This window comes from Bartonella vinsonii subsp. arupensis OK-94-513, assembly GCF_000278235.1.
In the GTDB taxonomy this organism is placed as follows: domain Bacteria; phylum Pseudomonadota; class Alphaproteobacteria; order Rhizobiales; family Rhizobiaceae; genus Bartonella; species Bartonella arupensis.
This window is the reverse complement of sequence record NZ_JH725037.1, coordinates 30,656-50,809: the sequence shown is the minus strand read 5'-3', so window position 1 is coordinate 50,809 and position 20,154 is coordinate 30,656. Positions and strand designations below refer to the sequence as shown.

The window sequence follows — 20,154 nt, the reverse complement described above, 5'->3', positions numbered from 1 at the left end:
GAATGGAGGACATAATGAAAAAGTCATTGTTAATATTTATTGCAGCAACGGCTATTGGGCTCACAAGTATAGCACACGCTGAAAATGATACACTTGAAAAAATAAAAAAAACAGGAGAGGTCACGCTGGGTGTTCGCGAATCATCAGGTTTAGCCTATGCCCTAGGTAATGATAAATATGTAGGTTTTCACACAGAGATGGCAGAGCGTATTGTTGACGATATTTCAAAAAAAATTGGTAAGCCAATCAAAATTCATTATCTTCCCATCACATCGCAAAATAGAATCCCTCTCTTAAAAAATAGCACTTATGATTTTGAATGTGGTTCAACAACAAATGATATTGCGCGCAGTAAAGAAGCCGCATTTGCTTATACCACTTACGTTGAAGAAGTTCGAATTGCTGTAAAGAAAAACTCCAACATTAAATCTCTTGATGATTTAAATGGAAAAACAGTTGCAACCACTACTGGTACAACATCTGTTCGGCTTATCCGCAAAAATAAGCGTGCAAAAAATATTCACTTTAATGTTGTAAAAGGCAAAGATCATGGAGACAGTTTCTTATTATTAGAATCTGGCCGTGCGGATGCATTTGTTATGGATGCTTCAATTCTTGCAGGGCTTATTGCAAAATCAAAAAAGCCATCCGATTATGTCATTCTTGATCCAGTGCTTTCAGTCGAACCAATCGCTTGTATGCTCCGATTAAATGACAAAAACTTTGAAAAAGAAATCAATGACAGTATTGTGCGCCAAATCAAAAATGAATCACTTGAAAAACTTTACGATAAATGGTTTATGAAACCAATTCCGCCCGCAAATACTATTGTTAACCTTCCTTTATCTCAAGCAACAAAATATGCTTGGGAGCATCCCAATAATAAACCTCGTGAAAACTATACAGAAAATAAATTATAAAATTCAAAAAACAACCACACTCTTTGAAAATTGAGTGTGGTTATGTTTTGGTTCATTTTTTAATAAATTCAGGAAAATCAATTAATGGACTTTTCTTTTCTTTGTACAGATGATCTTACCCAAACGTTCGTGGCTGGATGCCTTGGAACTCCTGGTGTGCGTCATACCTACTTAGATACACTGCTTGATGGCTTAAAAAATACGGTGATATTGTCTGTTTCTTCACTAATCTTAGCTGTATTTTTTGGTATCATTATAGGAACAATACGCACCCTACCAAACACTTCCATGATCCGTTGCCTATTGCGTTCTATCGGAAGTATCTGGGTAGAGATTATGCGTAACATTCCTTTGCTTGTACAAGTATTTTTATGGTATTTTGTTGTGCCTAAAATTTATCCACCAGCGATGAACTTTTCGCCTATTCTCCTCATAACATGTGCCTTAGGCTTCTTTACATCCGCCCGCATTGCAGAACAGGTTCGCTCAGGGATTGAGTCCATTCCTTCTGGACAACGCTACGCAGCTATGGCAATGGGATTTACAACCTATCAAATTTATCGCTATATCATATTACCGCGTGCTATGCGTACAATCATGCCACCGCTTACTTCAGAAGCAATGGGTATTGTGAAGAATTCATCTATAGCATTTGCCGTTTCGATAAATGAATTGATGCAATTTCAGTACCAAACAATTGAAGAAGTAAGTCATGTTTATGAAAACTATTTAATTGTCACGATTCTTTATATTTTTATAGCTTTGTTCGTTTTCATCATCATGACAATTATTGAGCAAATGCTCAAAATTCCTAATGTTCAAACGGGGGAACACTGAAGATGATAAATTTCATAACCTCGAAGTTTGAATTTTCTTTTCCTTTCAATTTTTCAGACTTTGATTTTTCATTTTTCACTTTTGATATATTCTGTTCTTATATTCTGTCAGGTTTACTCTTTAGTGTTTTTTTAACCATTTTTGCAACGATATTAGGACTTATCTTCGGCACTCTCTTAGCAATGATGCGGCTTTCTTCTATGAAACTGCTCTCTTGGCTTGCGATAATTTACATAACTGCCATGCGTTCAATACCGCTTGTTATGGTTATCTTATGGTTTTTTGTCCTTTTACCTTTCCTAACTGGAACATCAATTGGTGCAAATAAATCAGCGCTCATCACCTTCACTGCATTTGAAACCGCTTATTTTGCCGAAATTATGCGTGCTGGTATAAATTCTGTTGCGCAAGGACAAAAACATGCAGGGCAAGCGCTCGGAATGACATATTGGCAAAATATGTACATTGTCATTCTTCCCCAAGCTTTTAGAGATATGTTGCCAGTTTTCTTAACCCAAGTTATTATTCTCTTTCAGGATACAACACTTGTTTATGCAATCAGTGGACATAGCCTTTTGAATGGTTTTGATATTGTTGCTAACAATTTCGGTGTAAAGCAAGAAGCCTATATCTTAGCAGCTATTTTCTATTTTGTTATCTGTTTTACACTTTCACAGATAGTCGTATATCTACAGAAAAAAATATCCATTATTCGCTAATAGGAAGAAAAAATGTCTACTCATATGATCGAAATAAAAAATGTTTCCAACTGGTATGGCGAAATTAATGTTCTTAAAAACTGCACAACCAATATCAACAAAGGAGAAGTTGTTGTGGTTTGTGGACCATCCGGTTCAGGTAAATCAACACTCATTAAAACCATTAACGCTCTCGTCCCTTTTCAAAAAGGTGAAATTTGGATTAATGGAACACCTGTTCATTCAAAAAAAACGAATTTGCCTAAATTGCGTAGTCAGGTGGGAATGGTATTTCAACACTTCGAACTTTTCCCCCATCTATCTGTCACGGAAAATTTAACAATTGCACAAATCAAAGTCTTAAAGCGCAGCAAAAAAGAAGCACTTGAACGTGGTTTGTTATATCTTGAACGCGTTGGGCTCATCGATCATAAAAATAAATATCCTGGTCAATTATCTGGGGGTCAGCAGCAACGCGTTGCTATCGCGCGTGCTTTAACTATGGATCCGCTTGTTATGCTTTTTGATGAACCAACATCTGCTCTAGATCCTGAAATGGTGGGTGAAGTGCTCGATGTCATGATCAGCTTAGCAGAAGAAGGTATGACGATGATTTGTGTAACACATGAAATGGGATTTGCGCAAAAAGTCTCTGAACGTGTTATTTTCATGGATCAAGGAAAAATTCTTGAAGACTGCTCATCTAAAGAGTTCTTTTCTGATCCACAAGCCAGAACACCGCGTGCACAAGATTTTTTGTCTAAAATCCTTAGCCATTAGGAGTCATATTATAATCCAGAGTCACCTGATTATAAGCTCAAACAATGAGCGATTAGAATCTAGTATCAGATACACAGGAAAATATTGTAATAAGATATTCAAAAACTGTTATTTTTTAAAATATCACCAGCCAGTGAGAGTGCTTTACGCTTTTCAAATTCATCACAAAGGGCGAAAGCATTCTCTTGTAGAGGAGCAATCCAATCTCGATCTTTTGCATTAGCTTTTTGATAGGCTACTGTTAACATTGCTGTGCCGCGAACAATTTTTCCTTCCTGAATCAGCATATTTCCAAGCATTGCTTGAGCTGGAGGATTTCCCTTTTTTGCTGAAAGCTGAAACCATCGTGCTGCCTGTACAAGGTTTTTCTCTCTTCCCTCACCCTTTAAAAACATCTTTCCTAAATGGTACTGAGCTTTAGAATTTCCATAATTCATCGCAGCCTGCATATAAAGGCGAGCAGCGTAAGAAGGATTAGGTTTTACAGGTGACTGAGGGATACCTTTTTTTATATACCCAGCAAGCCTAACCAATGCATCAGAAACATAGCTTGCATCCTCTGAACCTAGATCAACACCCTTTTCAACGATAGATGCAAAAAAATTGTATGCCTTATAATCATCTTCAGGGACACCATCACCCTCTGCATAAATAGAGCCAAGCTTCCAGCGCGCATCAATATTTCCCATATCGGCTGCACAACGTAACGCTGAAAGTGCCTGATTTATTTGCCCATTTTTATAAGCAGACATACCGCGTTTTAAAAAATAAAATGAATCATTAGTAACTTTTTTCCCACTATTTACATCTATGACGTAAGCAGTAGAAAGAACACCCCCAACAGTAATAATAAGGGCAACTTTTTGCCAAAACTTAAACCTTTTTACCATCTAAATCTCCCCCCATTATCTCATTTTCAATCATTACTTTTACTACAAAATTCTTTTTATGAATTCAGAATCTTTTCAGTAAAAGAAGAAACTCTGAATATAAGAATGCTAACAGAAAGATAAATAAATGGAAATCGCAAAAAATATTGCCTTAAAATAATCTTTTATTCTTATATGTAACAAATTGATTTTTAATCATAAACAACAGTTTTGTATTTTATAATAGATCACTTGGATATTATAGCGTTTGGGTATTTCAACATTCTTATTCTGAAATAACAGAAACCGCTTAAAAGAGAAATTATGTGTTCTAAAAAGGAATTTTAAAATGCATGAAATATTAAGAAACCGTTTAAATGTTAAAAACGGTAAGCAACATTAAAAATAAATATAAAAACTTATTTTATCAATGTAAAAATGATAAAGTTCCGTTGTCTTTCCATGATAACATTCACGAGAAAAACAGGGAATAAAAGACCAATTACGTCAAGCGTTCTAAAGCAACAGATATTTTCTTGTGTGCAGCATGCAATTCTATAATCCTGTCACGCTCAATCTCAACAATTTCCGGTTTTGCATTTGCTACAAATTTAGGATTGTTTAATTTAACCGATATTTTTTCAATATCCTGTTCAATTTTTCTCATATCTTTCATCAAACGAGCACGTTCAGCTTCCAAATCAATCAACTGCCCCAATGGTAAACAAAAAATCGCCTCTCCCAAAATCATTTGTGCTGATATAGCCGGAACCTTATCAGAGAAATGAATTGTTTCAATACGCGCTAACTTCTTAAGAAGAGTATCATAGCGCTGCACACGATCTTGTGTTATTTCCCCTCCTTCTACAATAACAAGAGGTGCTAATGTTCCTGCGGGAATATTCATTTCAAAACGCACAGACCGAATTCCACTAACCACATCAATAAGCCAATTAATATCAGCGGCGGATTCTTCATCTGCAAACATTTCTTCTGGCCACTGTATCAATGCCAACATATCTGTACGCTTCATGCTTGGCGTTTCTGTAAGAGACCACAACTCCTCTGTCATATGAGGCATAAAAGGATGAAGAAGCTTATAAACCTCATCTAAAACCCAAGCGGTACAAGCCTGAGCCTCATTTTTAGCCTCCTCATTTGAACCTTGAAATATAGGTTTGAGAAGTTCCAAATACCAGTCACAGAGTGTATTCCAAATAAAGCGGTAAAGTGCACTGGCAGATTCATTAAATTTATAATTTTCAATACCAATAGTTACTGCTGAAGCAGTTTTAGATAACTCTGTCAAAATCCAACGATTAAGCGCAAGTTTTGCTTTTTCTGGCTTAAAATCTGGATCATGCTTAACACCGTTCATCTTTGCAAATCGGGTAGCATTCCATAATTTCGTAGAAAAATTACGATAACCTGCAATACGGGAAGGATCAAGTTTGACATCACGACCTTGCGCCGCCATAATAGCCAAAGTAAAACGGAGTGCATCTGCACTGTATTGATCAATGAGCTCCAATGGATCAATAATATTCCCCTTCGACTTTGACATCTTTGCTCCCTTCTGATCTCGGACCAAAGCGTGCACATAAACCGTTGGGAAAGGAACTTCACCCATAAAGTGCAGTCCCATCATCATCATACGCGCGACCCAGAAAAAGATGATATCAAACCCTGTAACCGATAGAGATGTTGGATAAAAGGTAGCTAATTCAGGCGTTTTATTTGGCCAACCTAGTGTTGAAAAAGGCCAAAGAGCAGAAGAAAACCATGTATCTAAGACATCTTCATCACGGGTTAATTCAACCACTTCGCCATAATGAGAGAGAGCCGCAGACAAAGCTTCTTCTTCACTTTTTTCAACAAAAACCGTACCATCAGGACCATACCAAGCCGGTATTTGATGTCCCCACCATAATTGCCGCGAAATGCACCAAGGTTGAATATTTTGCATCCAATTGAAATAGGTTTTCTTCCAACTATCAGGCACAAATTGTGTTTTCCCGCAACGAACAGCCTCTATCGCTGGCTTAGCTAATTCCGCTGCATGAACATACCATTGATCTGTCAAGAATGGTTCAATAGGTACCCCACTACGATCCCCATGAGGAACAGTGTGTGGATGATCATCAACCGCTGCTAAATATCCTCCCTCTTCCATCAAAGAAACGATACGATCACGTGCAAAAAAACGGTCAGATTGATCTAAATTTTCCACTAAGAGCTTTAATTCATCTGATAAAATCAAACCCTCAAAAAATGCTTCATTCTCACGAAGAAAAATCTCAGCCTTTTTTGTAAAAATATTGATCAAACGTAGATTGTTGCGCTGCCCTACTTCAAAATCATTAAAATCATGTGCAGGTGTAATTTTTACAGCACCACTCCCTGCATCAGGATCTGCGTAAGAATCACCAACAATTAATAACCTACGCCCAACAAGCGGCAAGATAGCATTTTGGCCTATAAGATTTTTATAACGATCATCTTCAGGATTAACTGCAATTCCCGTATCACCAAGCATTGTTTCTGGACGTGTTGTCGCCACTGTTATAAAAGTTGTAGCATCACTCGGATCAAAAACTTTACCTTCAAGTGGATATCTAAAATGCCACAAATGACCATTGATCTCTTTTTGCTCAACTTCAAGATCTGAAATAGCCGTTAGCAATTTAGGATCCCAATTAACTAAGCGCTTATCTCTATATATCAACCCTTGCTTATAAAGCGTGACAAAAACCTCACGAACAGCCTGGGACAAACCTTCATCCATTGTAAACCGCTCACGCGACCAATCACACGAAACACCCAGTCGACGTAACTGGTTTGCAATAATTCCACCCGCCTCATGACGCCATTCCCAAATCCGCTCAACAAATTTTTCTCTCCCCATTTCTTGGCGCGTTGGCTCTTGACGCTCTGCCAGTTGACGCTCAACAACCATTTGCGTAGCAATCCCAGCATGATCCATACCTGGCTGCCATAACACATTCTTACCCCGCATCCGCTGAAACCGAACCATAATATCTTGGATTGTCGTATTCAGTGCGTGTCCCATATGAAGTGAGCCGGTAACATTGGGAGGCGGAAGCATAACACAAAAGGGTTCTGCATCACTTTTTGAACCTGCTCCCGCTTCAAAAGCACCACGAGCCTCCCATCTTTTTGCGACCCGTTGCTCTATAGAAGCAGCATCATAGTTTTTCTCTAACATTCTACCCACCCATATAACGCCGCTAAAAAATGCAGGACATGATCTAAAATCCGATCATATTCCCTAAAAACCTCATCTATTGATATCACGCTTGCAAAACTGCAAACAGAATCTCATATAAAATTAAAATGGAAAGCGCAAAAGTAATAAAAAACAAATAATTAAGAGGATTTCTTAATTGCTTTAACAATTTCTTCACGCAAAATATTCTCAAGCAAAACAGGTAATTTACATTGTAACCATTCTGCTATAGCTGGACGCAATACATCCTTTGCAATTTGCTCCGCAGAAGAAAGACAATATTCAGACAATTCTACACGAGTCGTCGCTCTACTTCCAGCCTGAGAAACACGGTTCTCATCACCGTATTCTTTTGTTTTATGTACAGGGTGCTGTTCTTCAGAAGAAAGCTTCACCTTTTGCATATTCACGCCAACCGTACTATTTTCTGCCTCTACATTCTCTTTTTCTTGCATGGACAAAGAAGCCTGGTTTTCAGAAGAAAGGCCAATACGATCAGCCAAAGCTTTCATTGCATCATCAACAGATAAGGTCGTCTCATAACCACCTTTCGATGTTTCTTCTAAACGATCTGCAGAGGTATTCATTGTACCACCTTCATTTAAAAAGTGATCAGGTTGAACCGCATTTTCTTCGATTATTTCACGAATAGATGTCAAAATTTCATCCATACTTGGCTCACGTAACACGCTTGAACTCTGTACCATACTTATAAACCTCTCAAAGACGCAACAAAAAACAGAATCACATTTTTAGTGTAAGCAAAAGAATCATAAGATCAACACATCTCCCACTATATTTTCAAAGGTGCCTGTCATGAATAAGGCGCTACACACAACTTTCTTTGTTTATAAAACAAAACTCTAGACTATGTTTTCTAAACCAGGCCCCACTATCGATTAACTGCCCCCCATTACAGACTAAAATTATTTGCAAATTTAATTTAAAAATTACTTTTATGCATTATCGGATATATTTAACCGTTTTTAAACCTAAATAATTTGCAGTCAATTTACCAATGGAAGATTGAACGCTATAGCTCGCAACAACAGCATTACGCTCTGCTGTAGCAAGTGCAATTTGCGCATTAATCAACTGAGTACGAGAATTTAAAACATCCAATGTTGTTGCTTGCCCCACACGATTTTCTTGGACACGCCCCTTAAGAGCAATTTCAGCAGCACGAACACTCTCGCGATAAGCAACGACAGATGCGCGAGCACCCTCCAACTGAAACCAAGCAGAAGTAAGTGCTTGTCTTGTACTACTCTGAGCTAAATCAAGCTGAAGATGAGCCTGCCCAAGTTGTTCCTTAGATTGGCGAATTTGAGCAGACGTACGCCCACCTTCAAAAATAGGAACACTCACTGATAATCCTATTGATTTAGAAACACCATCCTCCCCAGCACCACTGTAAATACGATTATAAGATGCTGTTGCAGAAAAATCAACTTTAGGGAGCAACGATCCTTCTTTCGCCTTTACATTGTAAAGTCCTGCATCAACCAAATATTTTGCATAAAGAATTGCTGGATGCATAAGTACACTCAGTTGGTAAGCAGCATCAAGATTGATCGGCAAATCTTTTGCCACTGGTGGACGCTGTAATTTCTCAGGATCAAAACCAATAACTTGTCTATAGGCTGCTTCTGCTGATTTTACATCAGCACGTGCAAGACTCAGTTCTGAAACAGCTACAGAACGAGCAGCTTGAGCTTGAGAAAGATCAACACGCCCTCCTTCTCCCACATCAAATTTTGCTTTATTCGAACGAACTTGCTCTTCAAGAGCAGCCAAATTTTCTCTACGAAGATCAGCAATACGGCGCGCTTGATACACATTAGCATAGGCTGTTACAGTGTCGAGAAACGTATTTTGCTCAGCATTACGAAGATACTCACGCTGTGCCTGTAACTTAACCTGAGCTGAAGAAAACATGTTCTGCGTGATAAAACCATCGAATAATCTTTGATTTAATCTTATTCCTATAGATCCAGAAGTGGTATAAGGACCCGCCATGGACTTACTCCGCCCATAGCTTCCAACCCCTTCAATTTGTGGTAAGAGCCCAGACCGTGCAATAACCACATCATCACTCGATATACGCACAGCAGCACGTTCACTCTTTAACTTAGTATTGTGTATATAAGCTTTAGCAAAAGCATCCATCAATGTTTCAGCACAAACAGATCCTGAGAATAAAACACTCAAAACCAGCAACAAACTTGCCTGAAATTTCTTGTTTATTTTGAACACACTACACACAATAACAAACCCCACATTAATCATAAAATTATCTTTTACTTACAAACAAAACAAACACTAAAATATAAAATCAGGCGTTTTTAAAAAACCAAGCAAACCTTTTACAGCAAGATTAAAAGCTCGACGCGATGCAATGAGGCCATCTTCTTTTACATAAATCCGTGCAACACCGGAATTACCATGTCCTTCAACCACAACAAGACGTCCACCATCTCTCATTTGATCAAAGATACCCTCCGGAATAAAATCAACAGAACCTTCGATGAAAATCAGATCATAAGCTCCTCCAGCAACATATCCCTGCTCCAAAGGTCCATGAACTACAACCACATTGTCACACTGATTACGCTTTAAAGCTTCAGCAGCACGTTCTGAAAGAGCTTTATTGCTTTCCAATGCAACCACAGCCCCTGCAAGTTTTGAAAGTAATGCTGCACAATAACCACTATTCGCACCAATATCTAAAACGATATCCGATGATTTTACAGCCGCAAGCTGAAGTAATTTTGCTAATGACGCAGGCCCCATAGAATAGCATGCTGGAAACCCATTTTGCGCCGGATATACAATAACATCGGTATCAAGATAACTCAAAGCTTTCATATCTTCTGGTACGAAATCTTCACGCGGTACCATTAAAAATGCTTCAAGAACTGATAAATCCGTTACATCTACTGTACGAATTTGATTGTCAACCATTTTGCGGCGAAGCTCTGCAAAATCTGCAACCATAACGACCCTCTTCTCCTACATACAACAAGAATACAACAAAACGGCGATAATGAGAACCTAAATCCTTTATTGCGGGTGTTACAAAAAAGCACGCTATAGTCAACAATTTGATTCTAACTGCAATATTTTTATGTAAAAGTGTTTTACCATGAAGGAAAGCAATTTACTTGCACATATTATCCTTAAAGACCATCTCATTTTAAATCAGCTGGAGGCCTCGCCCGGAATCGAACCGGGATACAAGGATTTGCAGTCCTCTGCGTAACCATTCCGCCACGAGGCCCCGTCAACAAACATATTAGAGTGTCAATAAGGGAAGGCAGCGCATCCGTCAAGCTATAGAAACCTTCTCTGTTCTTTTTTCCTCTTCTTCTGTAATTTATGGCATTTTTTTTAAAAAAAAGTAATTTTACTCTTTGCAAATCAGTATTGCTTTGCTATAGCCCTTGCAGTTAGATCATTGGGCACTGTTCCCCGGTAGCTCAGCGGTAGAGCAACCGGCTGTTAACCGGTTGGTCGCTGGTTCGAATCCGGCCCGGGGAGCCACTTTCTTTTTTATCCAAAATAACTTATTGATTCTCATATGTTTTTTTAAGGTGAGGGATGTGTGGATAAAAGTGAGGAAATAGGATTTCGAATATGCCCCTATAAAACACATTTTTTACAAAAAAATCTTTAAAGTTTTAACAAACACACCGGCATATAACAAACTGAACGAATCAGCTGAGAAATAAAGACTAAGGACATATTAGTGGATGATAGTCCCATACAACCAACATAGCAAAAAAATTCCGTAGCTTAGAAAACTATGGAGTACATTAAATCTTTAAGTCTAAATTTATCCTGTTTCAAATACCATTCCAGTATAAGCTACACTGCATTCTGTTTCTTTAAATTACAATGTATGTTGCACAAAGGCAAAGTCTACCGATATTTTCTGCATATGCATTAAAATCCAATTGTAGCTAAGTGAATACTTATAAGATTTTTATCAACCATAACGTTCTCTTCTTTAGAAGTCAGATAAGGAAATAAAACGTATCTTTTATTTAAATGCAGCAAAAGATATATAAATAGAGTTTTCGAAGTCTCTTCTAAAGCGCAGTTGGATGATGATTTTTCTTCAAGATGGTTTTATTGATACCATACATCCAAACTGTTCTCACTTTCTAAAAGTTAAAATTTTTGAATTCCTCTCTTATTGAGCAAGAGCGCTCTTTATATTGCTCTTGCTATCTTTCAAACTGAGAAGAAATAAAAAAGAAAAAAATATTCCGCTATCTTTTCTAAAAATTGTCCTCAAGCAGCTTTCTTCACTGACTTGCGAAAACGAAAAGGCTTCGCACGCTTTGCTGCTACTTTTGCTTTTTTGTGTCCTTCATTAGGAGATGAAGATTTTTTACCCTGTAACTGTCCCGCTCTATCTTTACAATTTGAAAATCGCTTCTGACGTTTAGGTTTTCTAAAATGGAGTTCCTTACTGTTTTCTTTCTCTCCACCTTCTAACACAATCGACTTTTCCGGAAAAGCAGCAAACTGTTCTGGAACAGTTTCACGTACTAATCGTATACGAGTCAAGCGCTCTATAGCGCGCAACCGCGCGCCCTCAGCGCCTTCATCAAAAAGTGTTATCGCTTCACCAGAAGCACCATTTCGTCCTGTACGACCGATACGATGCACATAACTTTCAGCTTCATCTGGTAAATCATAATTAATAACATGGCTTATTCCTGGTATATCAATACCGCGCGCTGCAATATCTGTTGCAACAAGGATCTGTACAGCTCTTTCACGAAAAGCTTTTAAAGCAGACTGCCGAGCATTTTGTGATTTATTTCCGTGAATTGTTGCCACAGAATACCCGCTCTTTTCTAAACTACGTGTGACAGCATCAGCACCGTGTTTAGTCCGAGTAAAAACAATCACGGAAGCAAAAACCGGATTTGTTAAAAGTTTGCATAAAACATTCTTCTTTTCACGCGTAGAAACACAATATAACTTTTGGATGATCTCCGCCGCTGTTGTCCCTTGAGGAGAAACCTCTATTTTTACTGGATCATTGAGCAAACACTTTGCAAGTCCAGTAATTTCTTTCGGCATTGTTGCAGAAAAAAGTGCTGTCTGACGCTCTTGGTGCAAAAGTTTTGCAATGTGCCGTACATCATTAATAAACCCCATGTCTAACATACGATCTGCTTCATCCAGAACTAAAAAACGAGATTGAGAAAGATTAATGCATTTTTCACGTACAAGATCTCTTAAACGCCCTGGCGTTGCTATCAAAACATCCACCCCTGCATTCATGCGCTTAATTTGTTTTAAACGTGATACTCCACCAAAAACAAGACAGGTCGAAAGATGTGTTCCTTTCGCAACAGCACGAATTGTTTCATCAACCTGAACAGCAAGTTCACGTGTAGGAACCAAAATCAAAGCGCGCGCAGTTTTAGGGGAACGTTGATCACCCAAAGTCAAAATCTGACTTAAAATAGGTAAACCAAATGCCAAGGTCTTTCCAGAACCTGTCTGCGCAATCCCTAACACATCATGCCCTTTTAACATCACGGGAATAGCTTGTTCCTGAATAGGCTTAGGTTTGCTCATACCAGCAATGAGCAAGTTCTTAATTAAAAGAGTAGATAAACCCAACTTTATGAAAATATTTTCTTTATTATTCAAAATAAAATCTTTCCTCAGCTCAACAACTCTAAACAAGTAACAAGCTAAATTCTGTTCCTCAAGAATCCGCGCAAAAGAGATCTTGATATTTTAAATTTGTGAAGCAACGCTTGAAAGAGCGATTTGCGCAACCCGTGAGCACCTTGAAATCAAGGTAAAGGCACATAAATCTTACTTATATAAATCTTAATTTATAAAGAGCCAGTAAACCAGCTTAAACACCTTTTTAAGTATTATCGTTGGAATATAATAAAAAAGCAAGAACTTTGAGAAAGTTATTTCTCATAACCAAGAAAACAATATCTTAATCGTTTATTTCTTTACTATGATTTCCTTCGGCAAAAGCACCCTATTAAAATCAGGATAAATCTCTAGAAAAACTGGATTCTGTATAGTTTTCTGACCACCATAGATCAAATACCATTGCGTTTTATCAAAAATTGCCAAAGTTTTATATTGAATGACACGATCACTCATCTCAAGAATCGTCGGAATCAAAGCATAAAAGGTTCCTTTATTGGTTTGCAAATAATCTATATTTTTTTCATCTAAATGATAAGCACCCGAAGGCAAATTCTCAAATTGAGCATGCAGCTGTTCAAGAAAACTGTGACGTAAACTATCCTCTGTCTTATTCAATCGGCGCGCCATTTCTTTGTAAAGCCGATCGGGCATATAAGCAGAAAGAGGTGCAAAATTCCCATTTCTTACAGCATGATTGACATCAACAACTAGTCTTGAAAGTTCAGCTTTTTGTATTGTTTCTAGCTCAGATGCTACACTCTGTTTATCAACATTTAAAAACAAAAACAGTCCTAATAAAAAATAAAAAACAGACTTCATTTCCAATATCTCTCATTTTTGTAAAATTTCAGCTTTTCATCAATTTTTCAAATGACAAAATCAAACAGTGTTTGATCGTCGGTAATATCACGATAGCGCCAACCTAAAACTTGAAACTTTTTCTCTAAGAGACAAAAATTATCGTATTTTTTTGTTTCAATTGCGATCAATACAGAACCAAAGCTTCTAGACGATTTTTTAAGATATTCAAAGCGCACGATATCATCATCAGGAGAGAGTTGAGCAAGAAAATGACGTAATGCACCAGGATGTTGCGGAAAACTAAAAATAAAATACTTTCTCAAGCCTTGAAAACGCAGAGAGCGCTCTTTAATATCTGGCAAACGCTCAAAATCTAAATTACCACCCGAAATAACGAGAAGGATTTTTTTTCCTTTCAACTCTTGAGGGGGAAGACTCTTAAGAGCATCGATTGATAAAGCCCCTGCCGGTTCCAAGACCACACCTTCAACATTAAGCATTTCAACCATTGTAGAACAAATACGATTTTCAGGAACTGTAATAACAGTATCAGGTGAAAATTGCTTAAGCATCGTATAATTTAACGCACCAATTTCCGCCACAGCAGCACCATCTACAAATGTATCGATATTTTCAAGTTTGACACGCTTTCCACTCTTCAAACAAGCAAGCAAACTTGCAGCTCCTTGCGGTTCAACAAAACGAATCTCTGTTTTCCAACCATATTCATGTAAAAACTTACTCACACCACTAGCCAAACCACCACCACCTACAGGTACAATGATTAAATCTGGCGCACTCTCCCCATTGAGTTTTTTCCATTGTAAAACAGCCTCACTGAGAATCGTCGCTTGCCCTGTAATAATGCGAACATCGTCAAAAGGCGGAGCCATGATACCACCACCTTGTGAGACGAAAGACTGTGCTGCTGCATAACATTGATCAAATGTTTCACCAACTAAACGAATATCAACAAACTCTTTACCAAAAATGCGTGTCTTATCAATTTTCTGTTGCGGAGTCGTCACAGGCATAAAAATCACGCCTTTACGTTTAAAATAGCGACAAACAAAAGAAACGCCTTGCGCATGATTCCCTGCTGAGGCACAAACGAATGCAGAATCTTGAGATATCTTATCAAGCATTTCTGAAACAAAATTAAAGGCACCGCGAATCTTATATGATCGCACTGGTGTTAAATCTTCACGTTTTAAATAAATTTCTGCATCATATTTTTGACTCAGAAAATCATTTCTCTGAAGTGGTGTTTCAGCAAACACATTATGCAAAGCCACCATAGCTTTATTGACGTCTCGAATAAATTTACTCATAACACCGGTCATTTCATGCTTTGTTAATATTACACAGGCTTCTTCTAGCTCTAAAGGCAAACATTGTCAGTCAAAAATTGAATAAAATACGAAAAGTTCTGCTCTTAATCATTAATTCTTGATTCAACAAAAGATATAGCTTATGAGAGAGCTCATATCGCGGACGTGATGAAATCGGTAAACATAGCAGACTTAAAATCTGCCGGTCTAAGACCTTGCGGGTTCAAGTCCCGCCGTCCGCACCACCCACCGGAAGTGGATTTTCCCTTTAATAGCTTAGAGAATGACAAATTGAGCTGCTTCAGCAGTTTCTATAATGCGTTTTTGCTACCAAATAGCTCCATAATAACAATTTCAATTGCGAATCATAATTTCTTTTTGAGCATGCTATTTTAGTAGTACCAAGAATCTCACAGCTCTTCCGCTCCTCACCACAAGCAATTTAAAATCGATGCCCTCCTTTCTACCATAAAGGATAATATTTTATGGACAGCAAAAAAGGCCCTATCAAAAGATAGGACCTCTTAAAGCAATTATCTCACAAAAATTAGAATTTGTAAGCTAAACCAATACGCAAATCATTCGTTTTATAATTAAGTTCAATCTCATCTTTAAATTTCTTTTTACCAAAATCTGAATAACGATATTCTGCACGCGCAATAACTTTATCTGTCACTGCAAAGTCAACACCCCCACCAAGAGTATACCCAATCATTGCTCTTGTAACATCTGAAGTAGCATTAAAGGGATCTGCTCCCGTAATTGACGTCGATAAAATATCTTGAAACTTTCCATAAGCAACACCACCAGAGACATAAGGCATAATACGACCAGCAGAATAACCAACACGCACTCGTGTAGCACCATTCCATTTTTGTTTTAAAGTATGAGTAAAAGTTATACTGCTTTTCTCTGCACTTTCACCTGCTCTTGTCTTAGCTTTCATTACATAACTCTGAGCTTTCTTTTCCACACTTCCTGCAACTTCACTTGCCTCAGATTCTTCACTCTTAAAAAGAGTTTTTGTATCTTTTCGGCCAATTAAAAGGAGATCCGTATCAATTCCCCAAATAAAATGATTACCAAGATCAAAATTGATACCTGCATAAAAACCACCTGTAAAACCAGAAGGTTCAGGCATATACTTTTTCTCGATGGATCTCCACTCTTTCTTTCGAGCACCCTCATCAGGATGAAGAGGAATATCAACATCAGGTATAAGTGCAGAGGCTTTACTCGAAAAACCACCAATTTGGCCTCCGAAATAAAAACCTGCCCAAGAAAAAGGTGGAGAAACAATAACTGATGAAGCAACATGTTCTGGCTGTTCAGACATCACCACATCTGCTGCCTGTACCATAGAAGCTGAAACAAAAGCAAAAACGGATGCTGTTATAAATTTTGTATTCATAAAATTATACCCCACTGCTATTATTTAAATATAATGAAAAATCATATCTAACAAAAACAAAGTACTATAAAATATTATGCTTTAAATTTACTATACTTATCTGTCTTTACCTTAAAAATTAAGTTTAGTAAATAAATTTTAATAAACTTTAATATTTTATAACAATAAATACTTGAAATATAAAATTTATATAAAAAATAAGTTATATTATCTTTTAAAGTAATAAAAAATTGATACTTCTATCACAAAACATATCCAATAAAAATTTTTAAACTTTTAACTTTTTTATAAAATATTCATTTTTTATAAAATCATCATATTAAATTAAATGATATATAACTTTTATTTCAACATTATTTACAATAATATTTATATAAATATCTTAAAAAACAAATTACATTGTTGAAATGTATAATTTACTTAAATTATTTATGTAAGTTATAACAAAAAATGAATAACAAAAACATTTATCGTATAATCATGAAATCATTTTATACGCACAATATTTCAACAAATATTATTGAAGGAAAAAAAACAACTGATTTTATTTCAGTTGTTTGCTTTTTACAAAAATATAAAGATTCTTATATTGAAAACACAATTTTAAATACCGCACATAGAAAAAGCTACCTACCCCACTTCCTCAATGTGAAATCTCACACTAAAATCATACTTTTCCACCAACTTCTCATTATAACATTTTTCAACAAGTCCAAGAATAATATCTTTGCTTTTCTAAATCTTATTCTGTAATCAAAATCTTAAACAATTTTATTTAAAAATTGCTCTACCTTCACTGATTTCTATATTATCCTCTGCCTTGATTGCAAAACGATCTTTATTAGGAAAAGTGATAAAACACCCCTTCATACAAATCGTAGCCGTTTGATGTGCATTCAGCGAAATATTTAAGGGGATACTCCCTTCAACAACGATAAGAGATTGTACCTTTAAATCAGTATTTCTTACAGTTGCTGCAAAAGTGGTTAAAGTTAAAATATCCAACAGAATAACCGCAATAAAAACATACATACATCTTAACATTCCAAGATTCCTTCCTCAACAAAACGTTTATATAATATAAAACGAAGAGCATTGGTCACCTTAGAAGGTGAAGTAATATTAGGTACATAAATAGCCAAATTAAATGAAAATTTTTTACTATCAAATGCAGTAAAACTCACCTGCGGTGCAGGATTTTTTAATATTCCTTCTGTTGCGGACGCAATTTCTAGCAGAATTTCAACAACACGCTCTGGAGCAAGATGAGAAGAAACAGTAAGAGGAATATCAATCCGCCCCATTTTACTCCGTCGAGTCCAATTACTGACATTATTATTGAGAAGACATGAATTAGGAATAATAATCGTCTTGCGCTGAAATGTTTCCAATTCCGTTGCACGTATACTAATACGTTTGACAATACCACCCACCGATCCAGATTCTACATAATCTCCTAGTTTAAACGGTCTTCCAACCAAAATAATAAGCCCAGATACAAAATTTTGAACAATATTCTGTAAACCAAAACCTATACCAAGCGAAAGCCCACCAGCGATGAGAGCAAAATTTCTAAGATCCAAACCTGCCATTGACAATCCTATCAAAGCAGACACAACAACACCAGCATAACTTATAACCGTTTTGATAGAATTACGCACACCAGTATCGAATTCTCCATGCGCCAATATCGTGCCATCCAACCAACCAATAAATTGACGAATGACGAAAAAACAGGCGGAAAAAACAACAATTCCTATGAAGAGAGAAATCAAAGAAATAGATACATTTCCAATTTGAAAACCGGTCATCAACTGCCACAATACGGCTCTCAAATCAGAGTATGAAAAACCAAACTGCACGGCAATTGGCATTGCGCAAAATACAATAACAAACAAATTGAGAAAAATACTCAAAACACCCCCTAATTGATTCATCGTTTTCTCTTCTAAATGCAACCATTGCATCAAAGTATGGCCAACAATCGTTTTCATAAATTGGCCTTTAGTACCAAGTGCTTGTGAACTTTTTATCCCCAAATACATTAAAACTAAAAATGCACCACCAATGATAATTTGCTGCATAATAAAGCACGCCAAACCAACATAACCTAAAAAATTCAACACAATGAGCAATAATCCTAATAAAATGAAGGAAATGCGTATATAAAATGGCCAAAAGTGTAGTTTTCTTTCTTCATCCTGCAAACGCCCACGTCTGAAACGCAAAGGGACATATGCAATGACAAAAAGCAGCATCGCTACAAGAAAAACAGCAATAAAACTTTTCGCAATTGTCAGAGATAGAGAAGCTGAAATTATTTGATAAATACTATCGAAGACAGCATCAAGTGCCAAGATTCCACCTAAAAAAGTAAGTAAAATCACCAATTGATATGACGCTGACGGTGTAATATTGAAAAGATGCGGCGTATCTGATGATAAAAGAACAACTGCTAAACGATTAATCAAAAAGACTAAAATAATTTGATACCCTATCGTATCAAATACTATCGTGAGCTTTCCTGGATCCAAACTAAAACTATGAAACAAAAATAATACAAGATAAACGCAAACAACACATATCAGCGAAGGAAGAAGAACGGAAATAAAAGCAACGAATAAACGTTGTAAATACGATATTTCCTCATTGTTTTTGGCAAAATGAGTGTGCACATGTGCAAGAACTTTACGAGAAAAACAAGAAAGTCCCAAGGCAATAAAAAATGGAATTAAAAAAGAAAGAAAGAATTGTAACAGTTTGAAATAAAATATGAAATTCCACCAAGAACTCAATAAAAAAAGAAAATCAGATGAAGCCTCTTTTGTTTTCTCAATAATATGTTTAACCATTGGGATCGAAAACTCAAGCTTGTGCGTAAGTGTACGTTTAAAAAGCTCTCGAGATTGAGAAATAGCAAGTTCGGATATTCTATTTGTAGCCAAAAAGATTGCTTCAAACCGAAGCGCGAGACTATTAATCTTAGCTTTTTTCTCTATCAAGTGAGAATGCTCCTCATCTGTCTTTTTTACGTTTTCTGAGTGACTACGGAGCTCTGTTAATTGATCAAGAAGTGCATTGATATCATTAAGAGGAGCACGCAAAACAAATGCCGCTTCTAAAGCACGTTTACTGATATCTTGTGCACGCAAGCGCAGTTCTGTCAAAGCACGCTCATCTTCTATTTTATTTTCAAAATCTCTTTTTAAAGCTTCCGTATTTTGTTCAAGATTCTTAATAATAAACTGTTGTTGTTGAAGAATTTCATCAATTGACTGAGAAGTGATTGCTTGTTCGACGATTGCATTTTGTGACCAAAGCTGCCCCCATGCACAAAAGCTAAATATAAAGATAATCCCAGAAATAAAGAAAACGATGCGCGATTTTTTTCCAAAAAATGAATACATATCTGCCTTAGATCTATAAAGAGGAATCTATCCCCCTCTTTTAGAAAATATGGGATGAAAAAAATATTTTCAACTTTTATAAAATAATCTTATAAAAGCTTCCCCTTATCCTATAATACTGGTAATAAGAGAATGATCACCTGTAAGCTATGA

15 protein-coding genes and 3 tRNA genes are annotated in these 20,154 nt (G+C 36.7%); 6 read left to right on the top strand and 12 right to left on the bottom strand.

Features of this window, described 5'->3' with window-relative positions; all coding sequences use genetic code 11:
• Positions 1 to 14: 14 nt before the first annotated feature.
• The 4 genes from ME1_RS00185 to ME1_RS00170 all read left to right on the top strand — a co-directional run bounded on the left by ME1_RS00185 (position 15) and on the right by ME1_RS00170 (position 3,235).
• Complete coding sequence (locus ME1_RS00185) at positions 15 to 920, top strand: transporter substrate-binding domain-containing protein (RefSeq protein ID WP_004861828.1); 906 nt, start codon at positions 15 to 17, stop codon at positions 918 to 920.
• An 84-nt stretch (positions 921 to 1,004) separates the two neighbouring features.
• A complete protein-coding gene (locus tag ME1_RS00180) occupies positions 1,005 to 1,757 on the top strand; it encodes an amino acid ABC transporter permease (protein ID WP_004861823.1) in 753 nt (250 codons plus the stop codon).
• A 2-nt stretch (positions 1,758 to 1,759) separates the two neighbouring features.
• Positions 1,760 to 2,476, top strand: coding sequence for an amino acid ABC transporter permease (locus tag ME1_RS00175; protein ID WP_004861821.1), 717 nt, complete (start codon positions 1,760 to 1,762; stop codon positions 2,474 to 2,476).
• Positions 2,477 to 2,488: 12 nt separating this feature from the next.
• A complete protein-coding gene (locus ME1_RS00170) occupies positions 2,489 to 3,235 on the top strand; it encodes an amino acid ABC transporter ATP-binding protein (RefSeq protein ID WP_004861818.1) in 747 nt (248 codons plus the stop codon).
• Positions 3,236 to 3,333: 98 nt separating this feature from the next.
• Here ME1_RS00170 and ME1_RS00165 read toward each other — a convergent pair whose 3' ends face one another.
• The 6 genes from ME1_RS00165 to ME1_RS00140 all read right to left on the bottom strand — a co-directional run bounded on the left by ME1_RS00165 (position 3,334) and on the right by ME1_RS00140 (position 10,631).
• Positions 3,334 to 4,125, bottom strand: a complete 792-nt coding sequence (locus tag ME1_RS00165) for a tetratricopeptide repeat protein (protein ID WP_004861815.1) — start codon at positions 4,123 to 4,125, stop codon at positions 3,334 to 3,336.
• Positions 4,126 to 4,606: 481 nt separating this feature from the next.
• A complete protein-coding gene (locus tag ME1_RS00160; RefSeq protein ID WP_004861813.1) occupies positions 4,607 to 7,330 on the bottom strand; it encodes a valine--tRNA ligase in 2,724 nt (907 codons plus the stop codon).
• A gap of 161 nt (positions 7,331 to 7,491) precedes the next feature.
• Complete coding sequence (locus ME1_RS00155) at positions 7,492 to 8,058, bottom strand: DUF2497 domain-containing protein (RefSeq protein WP_004861811.1); 567 nt, start codon at positions 8,056 to 8,058, stop codon at positions 7,492 to 7,494.
• Between the two features lie 256 nt (positions 8,059 to 8,314).
• A complete protein-coding gene (locus ME1_RS00150; RefSeq protein WP_004861809.1) occupies positions 8,315 to 9,640 on the bottom strand; it encodes a TolC family outer membrane protein in 1,326 nt (441 codons plus the stop codon).
• Positions 9,641 to 9,673: 33 nt separating this feature from the next.
• Positions 9,674 to 10,348, bottom strand: a complete 675-nt coding sequence (locus ME1_RS00145) for a protein-L-isoaspartate O-methyltransferase family protein (protein ID WP_004861805.1) — start codon at positions 10,346 to 10,348, stop codon at positions 9,674 to 9,676.
• A 209-nt stretch (positions 10,349 to 10,557) separates the two neighbouring features.
• Positions 10,558 to 10,631, bottom strand: a tRNA-Cys gene (locus ME1_RS00140).
• A 188-nt stretch (positions 10,632 to 10,819) separates the two neighbouring features.
• On the opposite strand from ME1_RS00140, the gene ME1_RS00135 reads away from it, so the two are divergent.
• Positions 10,820 to 10,894, top strand: a tRNA-Asn gene (locus ME1_RS00135).
• 753 nt (positions 10,895 to 11,647) lie between these two features.
• Here the strand turns inward: ME1_RS00135 and ME1_RS00130 are convergent.
• The 3 genes from ME1_RS00130 to ilvA all read right to left on the bottom strand — a co-directional run bounded on the left by ME1_RS00130 (position 11,648) and on the right by ilvA (position 15,195).
• Positions 11,648 to 13,030 (bottom strand): DEAD/DEAH box helicase, encoded by a 1,383-nt coding sequence (locus tag ME1_RS00130; RefSeq protein ID WP_196792803.1) that lies wholly within the window; start codon positions 13,028 to 13,030, stop codon positions 11,648 to 11,650.
• 309 nt (positions 13,031 to 13,339) lie between these two features.
• Complete coding sequence (locus ME1_RS00125) at positions 13,340 to 13,870, bottom strand: hypothetical protein (RefSeq protein ID WP_004861799.1); 531 nt, start codon at positions 13,868 to 13,870, stop codon at positions 13,340 to 13,342.
• 47 nt (positions 13,871 to 13,917) lie between these two features.
• The gene (gene ilvA, locus ME1_RS00120; RefSeq protein ID WP_004861797.1) at positions 13,918 to 15,195 is read right to left on the bottom strand and encodes a threonine ammonia-lyase IlvA; all 1,278 of its coding nucleotides are present in this window, start codon (positions 15,193 to 15,195) and stop codon (positions 13,918 to 13,920) included.
• Between the two features lie 147 nt (positions 15,196 to 15,342).
• Here ilvA and ME1_RS00115 point away from each other — a divergent pair.
• Positions 15,343 to 15,428 (top strand) — tRNA-Leu (locus ME1_RS00115).
• 302 nt (positions 15,429 to 15,730) lie between these two features.
• Here ME1_RS00115 and ME1_RS00110 read toward each other — a convergent pair.
• The 3 genes from ME1_RS00110 to ME1_RS00095 form a co-directional block, all read right to left on the bottom strand.
• Positions 15,731 to 16,594: an outer membrane protein gene (locus ME1_RS00110; RefSeq protein ID WP_004861794.1), complete on the bottom strand. Its 864-nt coding sequence runs from the start codon at positions 16,592 to 16,594 to the stop codon at positions 15,731 to 15,733.
• Between the two features lie 771 nt (positions 16,595 to 17,365).
• Complete coding sequence (locus ME1_RS00100; RefSeq protein WP_004861792.1) at positions 17,366 to 17,638, bottom strand: hypothetical protein; 273 nt, start codon at positions 17,636 to 17,638, stop codon at positions 17,366 to 17,368.
• A complete protein-coding gene (locus ME1_RS00095) occupies positions 17,632 to 20,001 on the bottom strand; it encodes a mechanosensitive ion channel domain-containing protein (protein WP_004861789.1) in 2,370 nt (789 codons plus the stop codon). The genes ME1_RS00100 and ME1_RS00095 overlap by 7 nt, the downstream gene beginning before the upstream one ends.
• Positions 20,002 to 20,154 lie beyond the last annotated feature (153 nt).

What these genes read in the sequence shown, in the direction of transcription:
- ME1_RS00165 (WP_004861815.1), bottom strand. Translation starts at nt 4,125, where the DNA reads ATGGTAAAAAGGTTTAAGTTTTGGCAAAAAGTTGCCCTTATTATTACT.
- ME1_RS00145 (WP_004861805.1), bottom strand. Translation starts at nt 10,348, where the DNA reads ATGGTTGCAGATTTTGCAGAGCTTCGCCGCAAAATGGTTGACAATCAA.
- ME1_RS00185 (WP_004861828.1), top strand. Translation starts at nt 15, where the DNA reads ATGAAAAAGTCATTGTTAATATTTATTGCAGCAACGGCTATTGGGCTC.
- ME1_RS00150 (WP_004861809.1), bottom strand. Translation starts at nt 9,640, where the DNA reads ATGATTAATGTGGGGTTTGTTATTGTGTGTAGTGTGTTCAAAATAAAC.
- ME1_RS00160 (WP_004861813.1), bottom strand. Translation starts at nt 7,330, where the DNA reads ATGTTAGAGAAAAACTATGATGCTGCTTCTATAGAGCAACGGGTCGCA.
- ME1_RS00110 (WP_004861794.1), bottom strand. Translation starts at nt 16,594, where the DNA reads ATGAATACAAAATTTATAACAGCATCCGTTTTTGCTTTTGTTTCAGCT.
- ME1_RS00170 (WP_004861818.1), top strand. Translation starts at nt 2,489, where the DNA reads ATGTCTACTCATATGATCGAAATAAAAAATGTTTCCAACTGGTATGGC.
- ME1_RS00100 (WP_004861792.1), bottom strand. Translation starts at nt 17,638, where the DNA reads ATGTTAAGATGTATGTATGTTTTTATTGCGGTTATTCTGTTGGATATT.
- ME1_RS00125 (WP_004861799.1), bottom strand. Translation starts at nt 13,870, where the DNA reads ATGAAGTCTGTTTTTTATTTTTTATTAGGACTGTTTTTGTTTTTAAAT.
- ME1_RS00175 (WP_004861821.1), top strand. Translation starts at nt 1,760, where the DNA reads ATGATAAATTTCATAACCTCGAAGTTTGAATTTTCTTTTCCTTTCAAT.
- ilvA (WP_004861797.1), bottom strand. Translation starts at nt 15,195, where the DNA reads ATGACCGGTGTTATGAGTAAATTTATTCGAGACGTCAATAAAGCTATG.
- ME1_RS00180 (WP_004861823.1), top strand. Translation starts at nt 1,005, where the DNA reads ATGGACTTTTCTTTTCTTTGTACAGATGATCTTACCCAAACGTTCGTG.
- ME1_RS00155 (WP_004861811.1), bottom strand. Translation starts at nt 8,058, where the DNA reads ATGGTACAGAGTTCAAGCGTGTTACGTGAGCCAAGTATGGATGAAATT.
- ME1_RS00095 (WP_004861789.1), bottom strand. Translation starts at nt 20,001, where the DNA reads ATGTATTCATTTTTTGGAAAAAAATCGCGCATCGTTTTCTTTATTTCT.